This is a genomic window from Rhodopseudomonas sp. BR0C11, from assembly GCF_010820945.1.
GTDB classification, from domain to species: Bacteria; Pseudomonadota; Alphaproteobacteria; order Rhizobiales; family Xanthobacteraceae; genus Rhodopseudomonas; species Rhodopseudomonas palustris_H.
In genome coordinates this window covers 1-18,729 of sequence record NZ_QTKI01000047.1, presented here as the reverse complement: position 1 = coordinate 18,729, position 18,729 = coordinate 1, and the positions used below count along the sequence as shown (strand labels likewise).

Sequence of the window (18,729 nt, the reverse complement as noted above, 5' to 3'; positions counted from 1 at the left end):
ATGGTGGGGGAGGAACTCATGCACCCAATATGGCGACGATCGTAGCTAGACCAATTAAGCCAGCGTCTATTCGGCGGCCTCAAGCCCTACCCGCGAATGGTGAGCATAGGTCTTCCAGGTCGGACGATAGCCATCATCCGCCTGATTGCCCCAATTGGTCCACCCCTTGCGGGTTCCTCGAGCAAACAACTCGATGAACGGACCCGGTGAACAGGATTCGATGATATCGTATTGTTCGTCGGGTTTCCGGGAATGCTCGCGCTTGCGCGTCGCAAGGAGATTGACCTGCCGCCGACCCGGAGCAAGCGTGCGCGCGTTCTTGCCACGCACGCCGAAAAGGATCAGTTCGGTGACGTTGCGAAAATAGAAGCCAACGCCGCGGCCGTCTGATCCGCCGTCCTTGCGGACCTTGTGCCAGACGATGTTGGACTTGTAAGTGAACCCCCAGGACTGCAGCACCGCAATTCCATCCGGCAGCATCGCATTCGGCACCCAAAGATAGAGGTGCGAGGTCGGCGCAGCGATGTCTTGCACCGGCAAAGCGCAGATTTCGTCCAGCTTCATCGTGCCGTAGCGTGACAACCGACGATGCTCCGGCGCGACCTTACCGGTCTTGTTGGTGAACTGCCACGGCGGATCGGCCAAGATCGTCGCATAACGACGCCCTTCCGCCGCGCGCAAGAGATCCTCGCCCGCCGTCAGCATCCGCGACTCCGCACCTTTAGCCATACTCAGCGATATACGCGCCGAATTGGAAGGAGAATAGCATGTTCACGATACGTTCTCAAGATAATTGGTGATAAATATCTCTGTCAGGAATCAGGTTGCCAATGTTCGACCAACTTCGTGCCCGCGGCTTCGACATCGAATTTCGTTCCCACGCTAAGGCCATTCTGAAAGTGGATTTTCCGGACGTTGCAGACCAGCTTCAAGAGGTTCTGCTGACGTCGACAATCCCAATAGAAGAAATCATCGGCTCGGGCGGCGGCGAGGCCAAAGGCACACAGCGGCTCCGCAATGCCTTGGCTGCTCACGAATGGCACAAACACATCTTCGTGGTACAGCGCACCATCGACGGCATCGAGCGGGAGTCGCAGTCGCACGAAATCGATCACGTCAAGAAGTTCGAATCCGGAACGGTTGCTCTCGAAATCGAATGGAACAACAAGGATCCATTCTTCGATCGTGACCTCGAGAATTTCAAACGCCTGCACGCCGATGGAGGCATTTCGCTCGGAATTATCGTCACACGTGGGGCATCCCTACAAGTTGCGATGAAGCAGTTGGTTCGACGTTTCGTCGATGAGCATCAAGTCAACTCGCACGACGACATGCGGCGGATCGGACTTTCACGAACCCGCCGCCAGATCGCCGATGTCACGAAGCGTGTCGAAAGAGCGAAGAACCCGATCCCTTTCCGAGAAGCATGGACCGATCATTTCGTCAGTGACAAGTTCGGTGCGGCGACAACGCATTGGAGTAAGCTCCAAGACCGCGTCTCGCGTGGTGTGGGGAATCCGTGTCCACTGGTTCTGATTGGACTCCCTGACACTATTGTTACGTTCGGAGAAGACCCGAATGAACTGAGAAAGCTGCTCGACGAAAACGATTAGGGCGACGCAATGCGCCGCCCCTTTTTTCGTTGTTGCGATCAGAACCGCCTGCGCGCGACGGCTACCCCGCCCCTCACACCCGCTCGATGATGATCGCCGGGGCCATGCCGCCGGCGGCGCACATCGTCACGAGGCCGCGCTTGAGGTTGCGGCGCTCCAGTTCGTCGAGCACGGTGCCGATCAGGATCGCACCGGTGGCGCCGATCGGGTGGCCCAGCGCAATCGCACCGCCGTTGACGTTGACCTTGGAGCGGTCGAGGTCGAGATCGCGCATGAACTTCTCGGCGACAACCGCGAACGCTTCGTTGATCTCCCAGAGGTCGATATCGTCCTTGGTCAGGCCGGCCTTCTGCAGCACCTTCTTGGCGGCCGGCACCGGGGCGTTGAGCATCAGGGTCGGATCGTCGCCGATATTGGCCATCGCCAGGATCTTGGCGCGCGGCTTCAGGCCGTGCTTCTCGGCATATTCCTTCGAGGTGAGCAACACCGCCGCGGCGCCGTCGACCACGCCCGAGGAGTTGCCGGCGTGATGGACGTGCTTGATGTCGACGTTCGGATACTTCTGGTTGATCAGCTTGCGATAGGTGGTGCCCTTGTCGTCGAGCGGATAGTCGGCCATCGCGGTAAAGGCCGGCTTCAGCGCGGCGAGGCCTTCGGCGGTGGTTTCGGGGCGCGGATACTCGTCCTTGGCCAGCACGACCTTGCCTTCGTCGTCGACCACCGGAACGATGCTCTTGTCGAAGCGGCCTTCCTTGATGGCGATCTCGGCGCGGCGCTGGCTTTCCAGGCCGAGCGCGTCGAGCGCCTCGCGGCTGATGCCTTCCATGCTGGCGATCGCGTCGCCGCAGATGCCCTGGTGCGACTGCGGATGCACCTTGGCGAGGCGGGCGTTGCCCGAGCCCATGCCGAGCGGCGGCTTTCCGGCTGCCATGTCCTCGGCGGCCATCGCGGCGGTCAGCGACATCATCTCGGTGCCGCCGGCGATCACCACGTCTTCCATCCCGCTCATGATCTGCGCCGCGGCGAAGTTCACCGCGGTGATGCCGCCGCCGCAGAAGCGGTCGAGCGTGGTGCCGGAAGCCTTGATGTCGTAGCCGGCGTCGAGTGCGGCCATGCGGCCGAGGTCGCCGCCCTGCTTGCCGCGCTGGGTCGAGGTCGACCAGATGATGTCGTCGACGTCGGCGGTGTTGAGCTTGTTACGTTCGGCGATCGCCTTCAGCACGGTGGCGGCGAGGTGCTGGGGATGCATGTCGGCGAGAGCGCCCTTTCCGACTTTGCCGATGCCGCGGGGGGTGCGGACTGCGTCGATGATGTAGGCGTCTGCCATCTTGTTCTTCTCCCGATGTTGTTTGCGGTTTGTTGGGGCTTGGCGGCGAGATTGTCCGAGACGAGAGCGAAGTCAAGCCGCGGCAGCGATGCCGCACCATGCAATCTGTGGCGCGCGCCGGCTTATGCCGCGCGGCGGAACTGACGAATTGCCAACCGCGGTGCGCCTCTGCATAGTCGCGCGCCAACAAGACACTTCTGGGGGACTACCAACATGGCCGAGGCCGATCTCGACGCGATCATCCGGCAGCTCGCAAAACAGCAGACCAAGGCGCTCACCGCCGCGGTGAAGAAGCGCCGCGACGCGCTGCTGGCCCACGCCGCCAAGGCCAAAGATGCCGGCGGCAAGGCACAGGGCAAGGCGCTGGCGACCGCCGCCTATGAGCAGGGACTGGCCGCGGCGAAGCGGCTGCAGACCGCCGCCGACAACGCCGCCGATGCCTACGCCCGCGCGATGCGCAAGGCGGCCGAAGATGCCGCAGCGGCCGCTGCCGCGGCTTCCAAGCCGAAGGCGGACGACAAGCCCAAGCCGACGGCTAAGTCCAAGACCACTGCCAAGCCCAAGGCGACCGCCAAGCCGAAGCCGGCGAAGGCGGCGGCCGACAAGGCCGAGACCAAGCCGGCCAAGACCGGCGCGAAGACGAAGGCGGCCAAGAAAGCCAAGCGCTGAGCCAGCGCGGCTGTTCAGATGGGCGGCTCGTCCGCCCGTCTCGCTCCAAGCCCGCGGCTTGCGCTCCGCACCTCCTCACGATCCGCGAATCAGATGGCGTAACGTGCCGCCATCTTGCGAGGCTGATGCGCCGTGCGGCTGATCGGCCGGTATCGCTTAGCTGACGTTTGCAGCCTCGGTACGCTATCCGCCTCGGAGTATTCGGAGCCACGCGGGGCGATTACTCGATATCGGGCACAACTACTCAGAAGCTGCAGAGAAGCCGGCAAAACCATGGCGGTTTAGTCCGACCGATGCCTGTGAAACGGGCGTTTAGAGCCGGCATTTCTAAATTTGTGCAATGCACAAAATACGATTGCAATTAGCTCTTAGTGTAACTAATCGGAACCGACAGCGCAGCAAATTGCAAAGGGCAAGGCGACCACCGCGTCGCCAGGTGCCGCTGCTTGCATCGACAATCAACCTTTCCCAACGGGATTGCCAATGACAGAGCATAGTCTCTGGCGGTTCTCGCGTGCATTGCATCGCGCCCTCAACGACCGTCAGACCGAAGACCTCGCCACCATCATCGACGACAATATCGACTGGGCGATCTACGGCCCGATCGACATGTTTCCGTTCTTCGGCGCCCGCCAGGGCAAAGAAGCCGTCCTCGAAGTCTGCCGCCAGATCGCCGACAGCGTGCGGATCTATCGCTATCACCGGGAGTCGGTGATGCTGGGGATCGACTCCGCCGCCTCGATGGTCCGCTACTCGCTGACCGCCGCCGGCACTAACCGGCCGATCAGCGTGCGCATGGCGCTGTTCACGCAGTTTCACGGCGGCCGGCTGACCAATCTGCGGATGGTGCTCGACACCTTCGATCTGGTCGAACAAGCGCTCGGCCGCCCGATCCATCTGCCCAAGATCGCCTGAGACAATCGTCCAAGTTGTGGTGCTGCCGGCGTCTCCCCTGAGGCTGGCAGCCGCGTCGTTAATGGGACGTTGAGGATTGTCGCCGAAACACCGAGACGGCGCCGCAGAACGGCCGCGATGCGGTCAAATTGCGCTGGAGTCATGCGGCGGCAGATTACGTGCGGGGGATCCCCGCGCGGCGTGACGCTCACACAGGGGACCAACCGAATGAACGCCATTCCTTCCGAGAAGATCGAGACCACCGAAACCGACGAGAACCTCGCCGCCGTTTCCGAGGTCGAAGCCGGGATCCGCGACTTCGTCCGCAACGACATCGCCTATCTGCGCCGTCCCTCGGCGACGACCTCGACCACCGACACCGCTGCCGCTCCGGCCGCGACGCTCGGCCTCGAAGGCACTGCCGAAGCCGCGGTGAACAACGTCAATTCGCTGATCCAGCGCGTTGCCGGCACCTCGCTCGGCGAGATCGAGAATCTGATCGGTGAACTGGAGACGCTGCGCGACCTGCTGCACGCCGAAGGTCAGCGGGTTCAGCGCGAGATCTCGAGCTACGCGCAGCTCAGCCAGGCGGCGATGAAGTCGACCCGGATGATCGCCGACAACGTCGCGCAGTGGAAGCGCGCCGCCGAGACCCTGCGTCACGGCTAATCCGGCGCTGCCGGGCGAGCCCGGCAATCACCGCTCTGAAAACGCAAAAGCAGCCATCGCGAGGTGGCTGCTTTTTTGCGTGCGATCTCTGATTTTAGAGAGGATGGCCGGCGGGGACGCCGGCAGCCGCGAGCCTTAAGCTCAGCGGTCGGAGAGCGTGGTTGCGGAGTCGAGGCTGTAGGAGCCCACCGCGTAACCCTTCACAACCATTCCGGTGGTGATCATCACCGCCAGCGTCACGGTGGCGAAGATCACGCCCACCCATTTCAGTCCAGCTTGGTCAGCCATTGTCTTCAATTCCCTCAGCCCTGCGTTCGTCGACCGTGGCGCTCGCAGGGTTCACAACGTCTTAATATCCCGGCCGTTCCGGGGCCGTCTCGGTCAAAAGCCTCGCATTTGGTTAAAATGCGAACGGCTGTGTCCCCCTCGCCTCAGTTCACTCCGCGTTCGGCCGGCGCGGCACGAACGCCGTGGCGAGGAACGAGAACACCACCTCGCCGCGCTGATTGATCCCGGTGTTACGGGCCTGCATGATTCCCCACTGCGGCCGCGAATCAGACGGCCGCAGACTTTCGACCTGCTTGTAGTAGGTGATGGTGTCGCCAGCCAGCACCGGCTTGAGCCAGCGCAGCTCGCGAAAACCCGGGGACGGACCGCCGGTCGCCACCAGCTCGCCGCGCTTTGCAGCTTCGGCGGATTCGCGCTGAGCGTCCGCCACCATCAGCTTCATGCACACCGCGGCGACGTGCCAGCCGGAGGCGGCGAGGCCGCCGAACAGCGAGTTCTTGCCGGCCTCCTCGTCGAGGTGGAACGGCTGCGGATCGAACTGCGCCGCGAACGTCTTGATCGCGTCGGCCGTGAACGTGAACGTACCGACCTCACGGCGTTCGCCGATCGTCATGTCTTCCAGGAAACGCATGGTGATCGTTATCCGTTGCTGCCGGCGGCGCTGGTCGCGTCCGCGTCGCGGCGCTTGACGATGATCGGCGACACCATCTCGCTCAGCATCTGGCCGTGGCCGTTGCGCACGTAGCACTTGAAGGTGACGATCCCGGTTTCGGGCCGGCTCTTCGACACCCGTGCTTCGATCACTTCGACGTCGAGCAGCAGATCATCGCCGGGGCGCAGCGGCGACATCCAGCGCATCTCGTCGACGCCCGGCGAGCCGAGCGACGCGGTGTCCTTGATGAAGCCGTCGTACATCATCCGCATCATCAGCGACGACAGATGCCAGCCCGAGCCAGACATGCCTTTCAGCATCGAGGCGTTGGCGGCGTGGTCGTCCAGATGCATCGGCTGCGGATCGTATTCCGAAGCAAAAGCGATGATCTCCTCGCGCGTCACACGGCGAGGTCCATAGCGGCCGAAGTGGCCGGGCGCGAAATTTTCGAAGAACAGGGTTGTCATGGCATTTGCTGGTGGGAGGCCCGATTGTGGCCGTTATTGCGGTCGATCACAAGCCCATCATTCGGTTTGTTGGGGGAGACCACCGATGTTCAATTTTCGGGACCTGTTTCAATGGGACCGCTTCATCACGCCGACCATCATCAAGACCTTCTACTGGCTGGTGATCGCGTTGACCGTGCTGTTCGGCATTTCCGGCGTGTTTTCCGGGCTGGCGGCAATGGCGGTGAGCCCGTTCGGCGGTTTCATCCTGGTGCTGTCCAGCCTCGCCTCGATCCTGGTCGGGATCGTGTTCTCGCGCATCGTCGCCGAGTTCGTGCTGATCGTGTTCCGCATCAACGAACACCTCGGCGCGATCCGCGATCAGCAGGGATTCAGGTGACCACCTCATCGTCATTCCGGGGCGCGAACATAGTTCGCGAACCCGGAATCCAGAGATTGTTGCGAACAGAGATTCCGGGTTCGCGCTTCGCGCGCCCCGGAATGACTCGCTGAAAGAACGGCGCTCGAGAAGTTTCGCCGTCAGCCTTAGGTATTAAACCTGAAGTGCATCACGTCGCCGTCGGCGACGACGTATTCCTTGCCTTCCAGCCTGAGCTTGCCGCCATCGCGGGCGCCGGCTTCGCCGCCGAGACGGATGTAGTCGTCATAGGCGATGGTCTCGGCGCGGATGAAGCCCTTCTCGAAGTCGGTGTGGATCACCGCCGCAGCCTGCGGCGCCTTGGTGCCCTTGGTGATGGTCCAGGCGCGGGCTTCCTTCGGACCGACCGTGAAGTACGTGATCAGGTGCAGCAGCTCGTAGCCGGCGCGGATCAGCCGGTCGAGGCCGGCCTCGTGCAAGCCCAGCGTGTCGAGGAAGTCGGTGCGCTCTTCCTTCGACAGCGTCGCGATTTCGGACTCGATCTTCGCCGAGATCACCACCGCGACCGCGCCCTCTTCCTTGGCGCGCGCCATCACCTGTTCGGAGAAGCTGTTGCCTTCGGCGGCAGAGCCTTCCTCGACGTTGCAGACGTACAGAACCGGCTTGGAGGTCAGCAGGCCGAGCATCCGGAATGCGCGCTCCTCCTCGGGCTTGCGCTCGAGGAAGCGCGCCGGCTTGCCGTCGCGCAGCAGCGTCAACGCGCGGGTGACCAGCTCGAGCTGCTCCTTGGAATCCTTGTCGCCGCCCTTGGCCTTCTTGGTCAGGTTGTCGACGCGCTTTTCCAGGCTGTCGAGGTCGGCGAGCATCAGCTCGGTCTCGATCGTCTCGATGTCGGCGAGCGGCGCGACCTTGCCTTCGACATGGGTGATGTCGCTGTCTTCGAAGCAGCGCACGACGTGCGCGATCGCATCGACCTCGCGGATGGTGGCGAGGAACTGGTTGCCGAGGCCTTCACCCTTGGAGGCGCCCTTCACCAGGCCGGCGATGTCGACGAAGGTCAGCCGGGTCGGAATGATCTGCTGCGATTTGCCGACCTCGGCCAGCTTGTCGAGCCGCGGATCCGGCACCGCCACTTCGCCGACATTCGGCTCGATGGTGCAGAACGGATAGTTCGCCGCCTGCGCCGCCGCAGTCTCGGTCAGCGCGTTGAACAGCGTCGACTTGCCGACATTCGGCAGCCCGACGATCCCGCATTTGAAGCCCATGGTGTGTCCCGCTGTTCGAAGGCCGTCGTCGCAACCAAGTGACGCGTCATGCCCGGGCTTGACCCGGGCATCCATCTCCTTGCGAAGAAGATGGATCGCCGGGTCGAGCCCGGCGATGACGCCTTTACTGTTTGCTGCCGCTCGTGCCCTTGTCGTTGTCGTAAAAACCCTTCGCCTGCATCGCCAGATGCACCTTGTTGGCGAAGGAGGCGTCCTTACCCTTGGCGATCAGGCCGGCGTTGTCGGCGGCGATCTCGCACAGCGCTTCGACCCAGGGCCGCTCGCTCTTGGCAAAATCGCCGAGCACGTGATTGTGCACCAGCTCCTTCGCGCCCGGATGGCCGACGCCGAGCCGCACGCGAAGATAATCGTTGCCGATATGCGCCGAGATCGAGCGCAGGCCGTTATGCCCGGCGATGCCGCCGCCGACCTTCACCCGAACTTTCGCCGGCGGCAGTTCGATCTCGTCGTGAAACACGGCGACCTCGCTCTGGCCGATCTTGTAGAAGCTCGTCGCTTCCTGCACGGCGCGGCCGGACTCGTTCATGTAGGTGAGCGGCTTGAGCAGTGTGATGCGCTCGCCGTCGAGCACGCCGTCTGCGGTCTCGCCCTGAAAACGACGGCGCCATGGCGAGAAGCCATGACGCCGCGCGATTTCGTCGATGACCATGAAGCCGATGTTGTGCCGGTTGCCCTGGTACTTCGACCCGGGATTGCCCAACCCAACGAACAGCCGCATGACGCGGAACCCCGCGCCGGATTACTTCTTCTTGGCCGGCGCAGCAGCCGCGGCAGGAGCCTTGGCGGCAGCAGCAGGAGCCTTCGCCGCAGCAGCCGGCGCGGCAGCAGCCGCAGGCGCGGCACCCGCCGCAGCCTTGTCTTCGTTGTAGCCCGACGGCGGCACGATGGTGACCAGCGTGACGTCCTCACGCGACACCGACTTGACGCCCTTGGGCAGCGCGATGTCCGACAGATGCAGCGACACGCCGATGTCGAGGTTCGACACGTCGGCTTCGATGAACTGCGGGATGTTGTCGGCCGGCGCTTCCAGGTCGACGGTGTGGGTGACGATGTTGAAGGTGCCGCCGCGCTTCACGCCCGGAGCGACTTCGAGCCCCTTCAGGTGCAGCGGCACGCTGATGCGGATGGTCGCACCGGCGCCGAGCCGCAGGAAGTCGACGTGCAGCGGGAAGTCCTTCACCGGATCGAGGTGATAGTCGCGCGGGATGACGCGATGCTTCTGGCCGTCGAGGACGACGTCGAAAATCGTGGTCAGGAACCGGCCTGCCAGAATCCGCAGGCGAAGCTCTTTCTCTTCGACCGAGATCGGCAGCGGGGGCTGGTTGTCACCGTAGATCACTCCGGGCACGCGGCCGGCGCGACGCTCGGCCCGGGCGGCCCCCTTGCCGCTCTTCGGACGCGCGGTCGCCTTCAGTTCCAAGACGCTCGTCATCTGCTTAAGTCCTTGATCTGTAAAAAGTTAAAGGCCGCAAAGCGGCCCATTTGACACGTCGCGGCAAGCCTCCAGGGGTGCGGGGGCCGCGGACGTGGCCGGTTTCTAGCCGCAAAGGCCGCAAATGACAAGGAAATCGGGGAGCCAAGCCCCTTCGAACGGTCATTGCCGGGCTTGACCCGGCAATCCATCCTGTTCGCAAGATGATGGATGCCCGGGTCAAGCCCGGGCATGACGGTCGTTGTCCTAAAGGAGTTGCCTTACGCCAGCGCGGTCGGAGGCTCCGAGCCGCCACCCTGGCGGGCTTCCAGCGCGGCGATCCGGGCCTTCAGGGCCTCGTTCTCTTCGCGGGTCAGGCGGACCATTTCCTTGAACGCCTCAAACTCTTCGCGCTTCACCAGATCGAGGTCGCGCAGGATCTTCTCGGCTTGGCTGCGCACCACCCCGTCGATCTCGCGCTTGACGCCCTGGGCGGCACCGGCAGCGTCGTTCATCAGGCGGCCGATCTCGTCGAAAAGCCGGTTGTTGGTCTGGGTCATGGTCGAGATCTCCGTCGCGCGTCTTGCGCGGTTGCAAGCCAAACGGGCATTGGCGGTGACAATGGCGATGGATCGGGCCTACTTCAAGGCCGCCAGGCGGGACCTGCGCCGGCCCGATCCGATTTGCCATTCCTTGCGACGTTCGCACCCCCGTCGCAAGGTCGATTTAAGCATCGGTCTGGACGACACGCGGCGCCAATTGACGCTGTACCGTTGCGGGCTTTGGAGATAAGCCAAACGAACAATGCCATTCTTCGCCGTCGCCTTTCCCGTGTTCGATCCGGTGGCCGTCGCGATCGGTCCGTTCGCGATCCGCTGGTACGCGCTGGCTTACATTGCCGGCATCGTCATCGGCTGGCTGTATGCCCGGATGCTGCTGCAGCGACAGCGGCTGTGGGGCGGCCCGTCGCCGATCTCGCTGGAAGCGTTCGACGACTTCATCCTGTGGATCACCATCGGCATCATTCTCGGCGGCCGCACCGGCTACGTGCTGTTCTACAATCTCGACTTCTTCATCCGGCATCCGGCTGAGATCTTCGAGCTGTGGAAAGGCGGCATGTCGTTCCACGGCGGCTTTATGGGCTGCGTGCTGGCGGTCGTACTGTTCGGATGGAAGCGCAAGGTGCCGATCCTGTCGCTCGGCGACATCACCTGCGCGGTCGGCCCGATCGGGCTGTTCCTCGGCCGCATCGCCAACTTCATCAACGGCGAATTGTGGGGCCGCCCGGCCGACGCCTCGGTGCCGTGGGCGATGGTGTTTCCCAATGCCGGTCCGCTGCCGCGGCATCCGAGCCAGCTCTATGAAGCCGGACTCGAAGGCATCGGCCTGTTCGTGATCCTGGCGCTGATGATCCGCGCCGGCGCCCTGAAGCGGCCCGGCCTGATCATCGGTGCGTTTCTCACCTTCTATGGCCTCGCCCGCATCACCGGCGAATTCTTCCGCGAGCCCGATCCGCAGCTCGGCTTCCTGTGGGGCGGCCTGACCATGGGCATGCTGCTGTCGGTGCCGATGGTGATCGTCGGCATCGTGGTGATGATCACGACGTGGCGGCGTGGGCGCGTCACGCCCGCTGCGGCCACGACACCTTCCAGCGAGGCAGCCTCATGATCGACCAGACGGCCCTCGCCACCGAGATCAAGCGGCTGATCAAGGCCGCCGGCCCGATGCCGGTGTGGCGCTATATGGAATTGTGCCTCGGCCATCCCGAGCACGGTTATTACGTCACCCGCGATCCGCTCGGGCGCGAAGGCGACTTCACCACCTCGCCCGAGATCAGCCAGATGTTCGGCGAACTGCTCGGGCTGTGGTCGGCTTCGGTGTGGAAGGCCGCCGACGAGCCGGAGACGCTGCGGCTGATCGAGATCGGCCCGGGCCGCGGCACGATGATGGCGGACGCGCTGCGCGCGCTGCGGGTGCTGCCGGTTCTCTACCAGTCGCTCAGCATCCATCTGGTCGAGATCAACCCGGTGCTGCGCCAGAAGCAGCAGACCATGCTGGCCGGCATCCGCAACATTCACTGGCACGACAGCTTCGATGACGTGCCGGAAGGTCCTGCGGTCATCCTCGCCAACGAATATTTCGACGTGCTGCCGATCCATCAGGCGATCAAGCGCGAAACCGGCTGGCACGAGCGGGTGATCGAGATCGGCGCATCCGGCGAGTTAGTGTTCGGCGTCGCCGCCGATCCGATCCGCGGCTTCGAGGCATTGCTGCCGCCGCTGGTGCGGCTGGCGCCGCCCGGCGCCGTGTTCGAATGGCGGCCCGACACCGAGATTCTGAAGATCGCCAGCCGGGTGCGCGACCAAGGCGGTGCGGCGCTGATTATCGATTATGGCCATCTGCGCAGTGACGTCGGCGACACCTTCCAGGCGATCGCCAGCCACAGCTACGCCGATCCGCTGCAGCATCCCGGCCGCGCCGACCTCACCGCGCATGTCGATTTCGACGCGCTCGGCCGCGCCGCCGAGAGCGTCGGCGCCCGTGCCCACGGCCCGGTGACGCAAGGCACATTCCTGAAGCGGCTCGGCATCGAGACGCGCGCGCTGTCGCTGATGGCGAAGGCGACGCCGCAGGTGTCCGAAGACATCGCCGGCGCGCTGCAGCGCCTGACCGGCGAAGGCCGCGGCGCGATGGGCTCGATGTTCAAGGTGATCGGAGTGTCCGATCCCAAGATCGAGACGCTGGTCGCGCTCAGCGACGACACCGACCGCGAAGCCGAGCGCCGGCAAGGGACCCACGGATGATCATCACCTCGCCGCTGCTCGGCGCTGCGCCGGGCCTGCGCCATGCCTTTTTCACCCGCGAGGGCGGTGTGTCGGACGGCATCTATGCCGGACTGAACGGCGGCATCGGCTCCAACGACGACCCGGCCAAGGTCGCCGAGAACCGGCGGCGGATGGCAGAAGCGCTCGGCGTTGCGCCGGAGCGTTTCCTCACCGTCTATCAGGTGCACTCGCCGGACGTCGCCGTCGCCGAAGCGCCGTGGGACCAGGCGAGCCGGCCGAAGGCGGACGCCATCGTGACGCGCACGCCGGGTCTGGCGATCGGCGTCACGACGGCCGATTGCGGCCCGATCCTGTTCGCCGACCCGACCGCGCAGGTGATCGGCGCCGCCCATGCCGGCTGGAAGGGCGCGCTGACCGGCGTGCTGGAATCCACGCTGGACGAGATGGAGCGGCTCGGCGCCCAGCGCAGCCGCGTGGTCGCGGCGATCGGTCCGCTGATCCGGCAGCCTTCTTATGAAGTCGGCGCCGAGTTCGTCGCCCGCTTCACCGCGGCTAACCCGGCCTATGAGGCCTTCTTCACCGTAGCGGAGCGGCCCGGCCACGCGATGTTCGATCTCGGCGGCTTCATCCGGATGCGGCTCGAGGCCGCCGGCGTCGGCATGATCGACGACCTCGGCATCGACACTTATCCGGACGAGCGGTTCTTCTCCTATCGCCGCACCACCCATCGGAGCGAGCCGGACTACGGCCGCCACGTCCACGCCATCGTGCTCGACCCGGACGCCTGAGACCCGCCAAACCTCGCCGAAGCTTGCCAAAGATGAACGGGAATTAACCACGTTCGTTTACGCCCGAGGCGACGCCGATCCATCTAATATTCTGAAAATTTTAGAGAAATTGATTTTGCCAGCCTGCAAAGGATTAACCTGGTACTCGCCCCGCCCTAGACCTTAATGCATTTTAACGATATCGCTTCCGTCGTTCGGCGGCCGCTGCGCCGCGCTTTCGACGGGACCCTGCATGTTGGCTCGCCTGCCCCGCCAGATTGCCATGCGCACCACGCGCACCGCCCTCCTGCTCACTTTGCTGACCGGCCTCGCCGGCTGCGTCACCCAAGGCGGCACCGGCCCGATGGCCTCGGCTGGCGGCAGCGGCGTCGCGTTCGAATCCATCGACGGCCCGCCGCCGCAGGTGTTCGACCGCATGGTCGCGGTGCTCGACAGCGAATCCAAGCTGCGCCAAATCCCGGTGGTGTCGCGCGAAGGTGGCGCGGCGTATCGCGTCCGCAGCTATCTGTCGGCGCAGGTCCGCGGCAACCGCACCAATATCGCCTGGGTGTGGGACGTGTACGATCGCAACCAGCAGCGCACGCTGCGGCTGTCGGGTGAGGAACCGGCCGGCAACGGTCGCGATGCCTGGCAGCAGGCCGATGACGTCGTGCTGCGCCGGATCGCACAGGCCGGCTTCACCGGGATGAGCGGCTTGGTGAACGGCGGGTTACCTGCCGACACCGCACCCGCCGCAGCCCCGGCCGAGCGGGGCCCAGCGATCGCAAGTGCGGAGCCGGCACAGGCCGCGAGCAGCGATGCGCCGTCTGCAGCCCTGAGTTTCGCTGCGCGCTGATTGCTGCAATTGCACGCTACATAGGTCGAATCCGCACCGGAAAACCGTCACAACGGGTTGCCATCGCTGGCGACCGGCTGGTATCACCTCGCTCGCAAAACAGTCCGATTTCGCGAGTCAACCGATATGCTGAACGTAGTATCCACCGCGCCGAGGGGGGACGCGTCGATGTCGGGCAAGAACGGATCGGTCAAACTGGTCGCCGGCAATTCCAACCCGGCTCTGGCGCGCGACATCGCCGAATGGCTGAAGATGCCGCTCACCAAAGCGAGCGTCCGCCGCTTCGCCGATAACGAAGTCTTCGTCGAGATCCAGGAGAACGTCCGCGGTTCGGACGTCTTCATCATCCAGTCGACGTCGTTTCCGGCCAACGACCACCTGATGGAACTTCTGATCATCACCGACGCGCTGCGCCGTGCCTCGGCGCGCCGTATCACTGCGGTGATCCCCTATTTCGGCTACGCCCGCCAAGACCGTAAGGTCGGCTCGCGCTCGCCGATCTCGGCCAAGCTGGTTGCCAACCTGATCACCCATGCCGGTGTCGACCGGGTGATGACGCTGGACCTGCACGCCGGCCAGATCCAGGGCTTCTTCGACATCCCGACTGACAACCTCTACGCCTCGCCGGTGATGGTGCGCGACATCAAGGAGCGCTTCGACCTGTCGAAGGTGATGGTGGTGTCGCCCGACGTCGGCGGCGTGGTCCGCGCCCGCGGTCTGGCCAAGCGCCTCAACACCCCGCTGGCGATCATCGACAAGCGCCGCGAGCGCGCCGGCGAGTCCGAAGTGATGAACGTGATCGGCGACGTCGCCGGCTACACCTGCATCCTGCTCGACGACATCGTCGACTCCGGCGGCACGCTGGTGAACGCCGCCGAAGCGCTGCTCGCAAACGGCGCGACCGCGGTCTCCGCCTACATCACCCACGGCGTGCTGTCCGGCGGCGCCTGCGCCCGCATCAGCAACTCCAAGCTCAAAGAGCTGGTGATCACCGACTCGATCCAGGCGACCGAAGGCGTCTGCAAGGCGCCGAACATCCGCACCATCACCATCGCGTCCCTGATCGCCGAAGCGATCGGCCGCACCGCGGCGGAAGAGTCGGTGTCGAGCCTGTTCGACTAAGTTTCCCTGACCTCCGTCGTCATTCGACGCAATCAGCCTCTCTTTTGTCATTCCGGGGCGCGAGCAGAGCTCGCGAATCCGGAATCTCTTCATCGACAAGAAAGTCGTCATTCCGGGGCGTTCACGAAGTGAGCGAACCCGGAATCTCGATGTTCGAGGCACCAGCGATATTTCAACAATCTCTGGATTCCGGGTTCGCGAGCTTTGCTCGCGCCCCGGAATGACGGCGTCGTTCGCCCACACGATCCCGCAACTACACGATCCCCGCCGCGACCTGGCCGCGCAGGCGTTCGAGGCTGAGCAGGGTGTCGGCGCAGGCGTGGGCGACTTCGGCGCCCTTGGCGGCGAAGTGTTGCCGGAAGTGCTCGGTGTTCGACTCGCCTCGCTCGAAGCTGTGCGGCGTCGCCACCGCGGAGAACACCGGAACCTCGGTCTTGAGCTGCACGTCCATCAGCGCCTGGATCACCGTCTGGGCAACAAAGCCGGTGAGACCGTCATCGACCACGAGGCCGGCTGCGACGATCGCGGTGTAGCGCCGGGTCTTCGCCAGCATCTGCACGTGCAGCGGAATCTCGAACGAGCCGGGCACTTCGAACAGATCGACCTGCGAGGCGACGATGCCGCGCTCGACGATCTCGCGCACGAACGTCTCCCAGCAACCGGCGACCACGTCGCGATGCCACGACGACTGCACGAAGGCGACGCGCTGCGGCTTGGCGAAGCGCGGATACGACCGCTCGGCCGGCGGCGGCGCAGTCTCGGCAGGATCGGTCACGGTTTCGGTCATCGGTGGGCTCACTGGGCTGTCATCTGAAGGTCGGCTCAGGCTACCAGCGGCCGCCCCTGAATCAAAGGTTGACCATGCGGCGAAAGACTCGTGTGGAGCGAATTCCGCGCCCCGGACTCGGCTAACGCGAATCCGATTCCGTTTTGTTCTCGCGCCGCTCGCTCCGCTGTGGAGGGTTACTCTTTGGTTGTGGAATTGGCGAAGCCCGGGATTGCGCCGATTCCGCAAATCACATCATTTCATCCCTGCAACCTCGGTTCGTCCGGACTAATCCTTCCGACGCGAGCACAGGTACAGGCGCGTACCGGCCTGCCTCATGCGTATCAGCATATTCCAACGTAAGGTCGAGACGGCATGCCCTTGCTCGAAGGCATCATCGATTCACGAAATAATCCGCTCGCGGTCGTCGAAGACATCGCGGCATCGAACGACCTCGCCTTCGAGCGTTCCGGCGAGGATGAAATCACCATCGTCGCCAAGGGCCAGTGGACCGACTACACGCTGTCGTTCACTTGGATGAACGAGATCGAAGCGCTGCATCTGGCCTGCGCGTTCGACATGAAAGTGCCGGCGGCACGGCGTAACGAAACGCTGCGGCTGATCGCGGCGATCAACGAACAGCTCTGGGTCGGACATTTCGACGTGTGGAATCACACCGGCACCGTGATGTATCGCCAGGCGCTGGTTCTGCCGGGCGGACTGGCCGCCACCGAAGCGCAGTGCGAGACTATGCTGATCAGCGCGATCCACGCCTGCGAGCGTTACTACCCGGCGATCCAGTTCACGGTGTGGGCCGGCAAGACTGCCGCCGAAGCGATGAGCGCGGCGATGTTCGACACTCAAGGCGAGGCGTGAGCCAAGCGCCGCGCATCGTCGTTCGCGACGGCGCCTCCGAGCTCGACCGCGCCGCGATCCTGCGCGCGCTGATCACCCACAACGAAAAGGCCGGCGGACCATCGGGCTTTCAGCAAGTCTGCCTCGTGGTCGAAGACCCTGACACCGGCGAGACCACCGGCGGCCTGTGGGGCCGGATCATCTACGACTGGCTGTTCGTCGAATTCCTTGCCGTTCCGGAGACGGCGCGTCGCAGCGGGCTCGGCACCGAGCTGCTGAGCCGCGCCGAGCAGATCGCCAAGGACCGCGGCTGCGCCGGGGTGTGGCTCGATACCTATCAGTTTCAGGCGCCGGACTTCTACCGCAAGCACGGCTATCAGGAGTTCGGCCGCATCGCCGATCACCCGCGCGGATCGCAGCGCCTGTTCTTCATGAAGACCTTCTGATCGCTGCGCGCGGGGCACAGCGCTTGTGACCCCTTCGAGCATCCAATAAAACCCGGCTAGAACACGCCGCCGTCGCGGCGCGGATGGATGTTTGCGATGACCAGCTCTGCTCAATCTCCCCTGCAACAGCTCGGCGGCACGGTGGTTCTCGCCGGCGCCGGCAAGATGGGCGGCGCACTGCTCACCGGCTGGCTGGCGCAGGGGCTGGACGGCGGCGACGTCGTGGTGATCGAGCCGCATCCGACCGACGACATCGCCGCGCTGAGCGCCCGTGGCATCCGCCTCAATGCCTCTGCCAGCGACGTCGGCGCGGTCTCGACGCTGGTGGTCGCGGTGAAGCCGCAGATGTTCGCCGAAGCCGCCGCCGCGCTGCGCGGCTATGTCAGCCCCTCGACCCTGGTGGTGTCGATCATGGCCGGCAAGCCGATCGCGGCGCTCTCCGAGCAGCTCGGCGGCCACGTCGTCCGCGCGATGCCGAATACGCCGGCCGCGATCGGCCGCGGCATCACCGTCGCGGTCGCGGCCTCTAGCGTCACCCCCGCGCAGCGCGGCATTGCCGATGCGCTGCTGCGCGCCACCGGCGGCGTCGAATGGGTCGACGACGAAGCCCTGATCGATGCCGTAACGGCGGTGTCCGGCTCGGGCCCGGCCTACGTGTTCCTGCTCGCCGAAGAACTCGCGCGCGCCGGCGTCGAAGCCGGCCTGCCCGAAGCCCTCGCCATGACGCTTGCCCGCGCCACCGTCGCCGGCTCCGGCGAACTGCTGCACCGCTCCGACCTCGATGCCGCCACGCTGCGCAAGAACGTCACCTCCCCCGGCGGCACCACCGCCGCCGCGCTCGAGGTGCTGATGGCGGATGATGGCTTCCGCCCGCTGCTGACCCGCGCGGTCGCCGCAGCGACCAAGCGGTCGAAGGAACTGGCGAAGTAGGCAGAATACCGACGTCATGCGCGGGCTCGACCCGCGCATCCATCGCGCGCGCAAGCGCGCCGAGATAGTGCTCTGCACATTTCACGAAGAGGATGGATCGCCGGGTCGAGCCCGGCGATGACTATCTTCGGTTGGCGGCGTCGCCCCACGCACCCACGTCATCGCCCGGCTTGACCGGGCGACCTAGTATTCCGGAGCGCCGGTTAGTTACAACAGCCGCCCTGCAATACTGGATCACCCGCATACGCGGGTGATGACGGCGGAGAGTGGGGGTTAGCGCTTCGGCCTACACCGGCACCCGCACGATCGCGCGCAGGCCGCCCATCGGGCTGTCGCCGAGGGTGATGTCGCCGCCGTGCGAGCGGGCGATGTCGCGGGCGATGGCGAGGCCGAGGCCGGTGCCGCCTTCGTCCTGGTTGCGGGCGTCGTCGAGCCGCAGGAACGGCTTGAACACCTCTTCGCGCATCGCCATCGGAATACCGGGTCCGTCGTCGTCGATCGTCACAGTGAGATAGCGATGATCGCGTGCGCCGGTGATCGCGATGGTATGAGCGTGGCGCGCGGCGT

The 18,729-nt window shown here is 64.7% G+C and carries 25 protein-coding genes; 14 read left to right on the top strand and 11 right to left on the bottom strand.

The window, feature by feature from the left end; all coding sequences use genetic code 11:
• Positions 1–66: 66 nt before the first annotated feature.
• On the bottom strand, positions 67–705 hold the full coding sequence (locus DYI24_RS06440; protein ID WP_205523394.1) for an MT-A70 family methyltransferase: 639 nt from the start codon (positions 703–705) through the stop codon (positions 67–69).
• Between the two features lie 125 nt (positions 706–830).
• Here DYI24_RS06440 and DYI24_RS06435 point away from each other — a divergent pair, with 125 nt between their 5' ends.
• A complete protein-coding gene (locus DYI24_RS06435; protein ID WP_164571685.1) occupies positions 831–1,613 on the top strand; it encodes a BglII/BstYI family type II restriction endonuclease in 783 nt (260 codons plus the stop codon).
• 73 nt (positions 1,614–1,686) lie between these two features.
• Here the strand turns inward: DYI24_RS06435 and DYI24_RS06430 are convergent, their stop codons facing one another.
• The gene (locus DYI24_RS06430) at positions 1,687–2,940 is read right to left on the bottom strand and encodes an acetyl-CoA C-acetyltransferase (RefSeq protein WP_164571684.1); all 1,254 of its coding nucleotides are present in this window, start codon (positions 2,938–2,940) and stop codon (positions 1,687–1,689) included.
• A 213-nt stretch (positions 2,941–3,153) separates the two neighbouring features.
• Between DYI24_RS06430 and DYI24_RS06425 the strand changes: the two genes are divergently transcribed.
• From DYI24_RS06425 to DYI24_RS06415, 3 genes are all read left to right on the top strand, one after another.
• Positions 3,154–3,609 (top strand): hypothetical protein, encoded by a 456-nt coding sequence (locus DYI24_RS06425; RefSeq protein ID WP_164571683.1) that lies wholly within the window; start codon positions 3,154–3,156, stop codon positions 3,607–3,609.
• 483 nt (positions 3,610–4,092) lie between these two features.
• The gene (locus DYI24_RS06420; protein WP_107345925.1) at positions 4,093–4,524 is read left to right on the top strand and encodes a nuclear transport factor 2 family protein; all 432 of its coding nucleotides are present in this window, start codon (positions 4,093–4,095) and stop codon (positions 4,522–4,524) included.
• Positions 4,525–4,731: 207 nt separating this feature from the next.
• Positions 4,732–5,172 (top strand): hypothetical protein, encoded by a 441-nt coding sequence (locus tag DYI24_RS06415; protein ID WP_107345926.1) that lies wholly within the window; start codon positions 4,732–4,734, stop codon positions 5,170–5,172.
• A gap of 141 nt (positions 5,173–5,313) precedes the next feature.
• Here the strand turns inward: DYI24_RS06415 and DYI24_RS28020 are convergent, their stop codons facing one another.
• The 3 genes from DYI24_RS28020 to DYI24_RS06405 form a co-directional block, all read right to left on the bottom strand.
• Positions 5,314–5,460, bottom strand: coding sequence for a hypothetical protein (locus DYI24_RS28020; protein ID WP_199851768.1), 147 nt, complete (start codon positions 5,458–5,460; stop codon positions 5,314–5,316).
• Between the two features lie 148 nt (positions 5,461–5,608).
• Positions 5,609–6,091 (bottom strand): MaoC family dehydratase, encoded by a 483-nt coding sequence (locus DYI24_RS06410; protein ID WP_011159885.1) that lies wholly within the window; start codon positions 6,089–6,091, stop codon positions 5,609–5,611.
• A gap of 8 nt (positions 6,092–6,099) precedes the next feature.
• Positions 6,100–6,579: a MaoC family dehydratase gene (locus DYI24_RS06405; protein ID WP_107356890.1), complete on the bottom strand. Its 480-nt coding sequence runs from the start codon at positions 6,577–6,579 to the stop codon at positions 6,100–6,102.
• Positions 6,580–6,664: 85 nt separating this feature from the next.
• Here DYI24_RS06405 and DYI24_RS06400 point away from each other — a divergent pair, with 85 nt between their 5' ends.
• Positions 6,665–6,958: a DUF4282 domain-containing protein gene (locus DYI24_RS06400; RefSeq protein WP_011159887.1), complete on the top strand. Its 294-nt coding sequence runs from the start codon at positions 6,665–6,667 to the stop codon at positions 6,956–6,958.
• 146 nt (positions 6,959–7,104) lie between these two features.
• Here DYI24_RS06400 and ychF read toward each other — a convergent pair whose 3' ends face one another.
• The 4 genes from ychF to DYI24_RS06380 all read right to left on the bottom strand — a co-directional run bounded on the left by ychF (position 7,105) and on the right by DYI24_RS06380 (position 10,194).
• On the bottom strand, positions 7,105–8,202 hold the full coding sequence (ychF, locus tag DYI24_RS06395) for a redox-regulated ATPase YchF (RefSeq protein WP_164571682.1): 1,098 nt from the start codon (positions 8,200–8,202) through the stop codon (positions 7,105–7,107).
• 124 nt (positions 8,203–8,326) lie between these two features.
• Entirely contained in the window at positions 8,327–8,941 is a 615-nt protein-coding gene (gene pth / locus DYI24_RS06390) for an aminoacyl-tRNA hydrolase (protein WP_164571681.1), read from the bottom strand.
• Between the two features lie 21 nt (positions 8,942–8,962).
• Positions 8,963–9,655 (bottom strand): 50S ribosomal protein L25/general stress protein Ctc, encoded by a 693-nt coding sequence (locus tag DYI24_RS06385; protein WP_164571680.1) that lies wholly within the window; start codon positions 9,653–9,655, stop codon positions 8,963–8,965.
• A 260-nt stretch (positions 9,656–9,915) separates the two neighbouring features.
• Positions 9,916–10,194, bottom strand: a complete 279-nt coding sequence (locus DYI24_RS06380) for an accessory factor UbiK family protein (RefSeq protein ID WP_011159891.1) — start codon at positions 10,192–10,194, stop codon at positions 9,916–9,918.
• On the opposite strand from DYI24_RS06380, the gene DYI24_RS06375 reads away from it, so the two are divergent.
• The 6 genes from DYI24_RS06375 to DYI24_RS06350 all read left to right on the top strand — a co-directional run bounded on the left by DYI24_RS06375 (position 10,193) and on the right by DYI24_RS06350 (position 15,165).
• Positions 10,193–10,426, top strand: coding sequence for a hypothetical protein (locus DYI24_RS06375; RefSeq protein ID WP_107356894.1), 234 nt, complete (start codon positions 10,193–10,195; stop codon positions 10,424–10,426). The two genes, DYI24_RS06380 and DYI24_RS06375, sit on opposite strands and share 2 nt — an antisense overlap.
• Before the next feature lie 12 nt (positions 10,427–10,438).
• Positions 10,439–11,302 (top strand): prolipoprotein diacylglyceryl transferase, encoded by an 864-nt coding sequence (gene lgt / locus DYI24_RS06370; protein WP_107345933.1) that lies wholly within the window; start codon positions 10,439–10,441, stop codon positions 11,300–11,302.
• Positions 11,299–12,438 (top strand): class I SAM-dependent methyltransferase, encoded by a 1,140-nt coding sequence (locus tag DYI24_RS06365; RefSeq protein WP_164571679.1) that lies wholly within the window; start codon positions 11,299–11,301, stop codon positions 12,436–12,438. Before lgt ends, DYI24_RS06365 begins: the two co-directional genes overlap by 4 nt.
• On the top strand, positions 12,435–13,208 hold the full coding sequence (gene pgeF / locus DYI24_RS06360; protein WP_164571678.1) for a peptidoglycan editing factor PgeF: 774 nt from the start codon (positions 12,435–12,437) through the stop codon (positions 13,206–13,208). Before DYI24_RS06365 ends, pgeF begins: the two co-directional genes overlap by 4 nt.
• Before the next feature lie 232 nt (positions 13,209–13,440).
• The gene (locus tag DYI24_RS06355) at positions 13,441–14,043 is read left to right on the top strand and encodes a hypothetical protein (protein WP_164571677.1); all 603 of its coding nucleotides are present in this window, start codon (positions 13,441–13,443) and stop codon (positions 14,041–14,043) included.
• Positions 14,044–14,211: 168 nt separating this feature from the next.
• Entirely contained in the window at positions 14,212–15,165 is a 954-nt protein-coding gene (locus DYI24_RS06350; protein ID WP_107345936.1) for a ribose-phosphate pyrophosphokinase, read from the top strand.
• A gap of 253 nt (positions 15,166–15,418) precedes the next feature.
• Here DYI24_RS06350 and DYI24_RS06345 read toward each other — a convergent pair whose 3' ends face one another.
• Positions 15,419–15,952, bottom strand: coding sequence for a 6,7-dimethyl-8-ribityllumazine synthase (locus DYI24_RS06345; RefSeq protein ID WP_164571676.1), 534 nt, complete (start codon positions 15,950–15,952; stop codon positions 15,419–15,421).
• A gap of 354 nt (positions 15,953–16,306) precedes the next feature.
• Here DYI24_RS06345 and DYI24_RS06340 point away from each other — a divergent pair, with 354 nt between their 5' ends.
• The 3 genes from DYI24_RS06340 to proC all read left to right on the top strand — a co-directional run bounded on the left by DYI24_RS06340 (position 16,307) and on the right by proC (position 18,162).
• Positions 16,307–16,807: a type III secretion system chaperone family protein gene (locus DYI24_RS06340; RefSeq protein WP_107345938.1), complete on the top strand. Its 501-nt coding sequence runs from the start codon at positions 16,307–16,309 to the stop codon at positions 16,805–16,807.
• Entirely contained in the window at positions 16,804–17,232 is a 429-nt protein-coding gene (locus tag DYI24_RS06335) for a GNAT family N-acetyltransferase (RefSeq protein WP_164571675.1), read from the top strand. Before DYI24_RS06340 ends, DYI24_RS06335 begins: the two co-directional genes overlap by 4 nt.
• A gap of 96 nt (positions 17,233–17,328) precedes the next feature.
• The gene (proC, locus tag DYI24_RS06330) at positions 17,329–18,162 is read left to right on the top strand and encodes a pyrroline-5-carboxylate reductase (RefSeq protein ID WP_502706330.1); all 834 of its coding nucleotides are present in this window, start codon (positions 17,329–17,331) and stop codon (positions 18,160–18,162) included.
• 286 nt (positions 18,163–18,448) lie between these two features.
• Here proC and DYI24_RS06325 read toward each other — a convergent pair.
• Positions 18,449–18,729: ATP-binding protein (locus tag DYI24_RS06325; RefSeq protein ID WP_246701177.1), on the bottom strand; the 281-nt coding region annotated here is incomplete at its 5' end.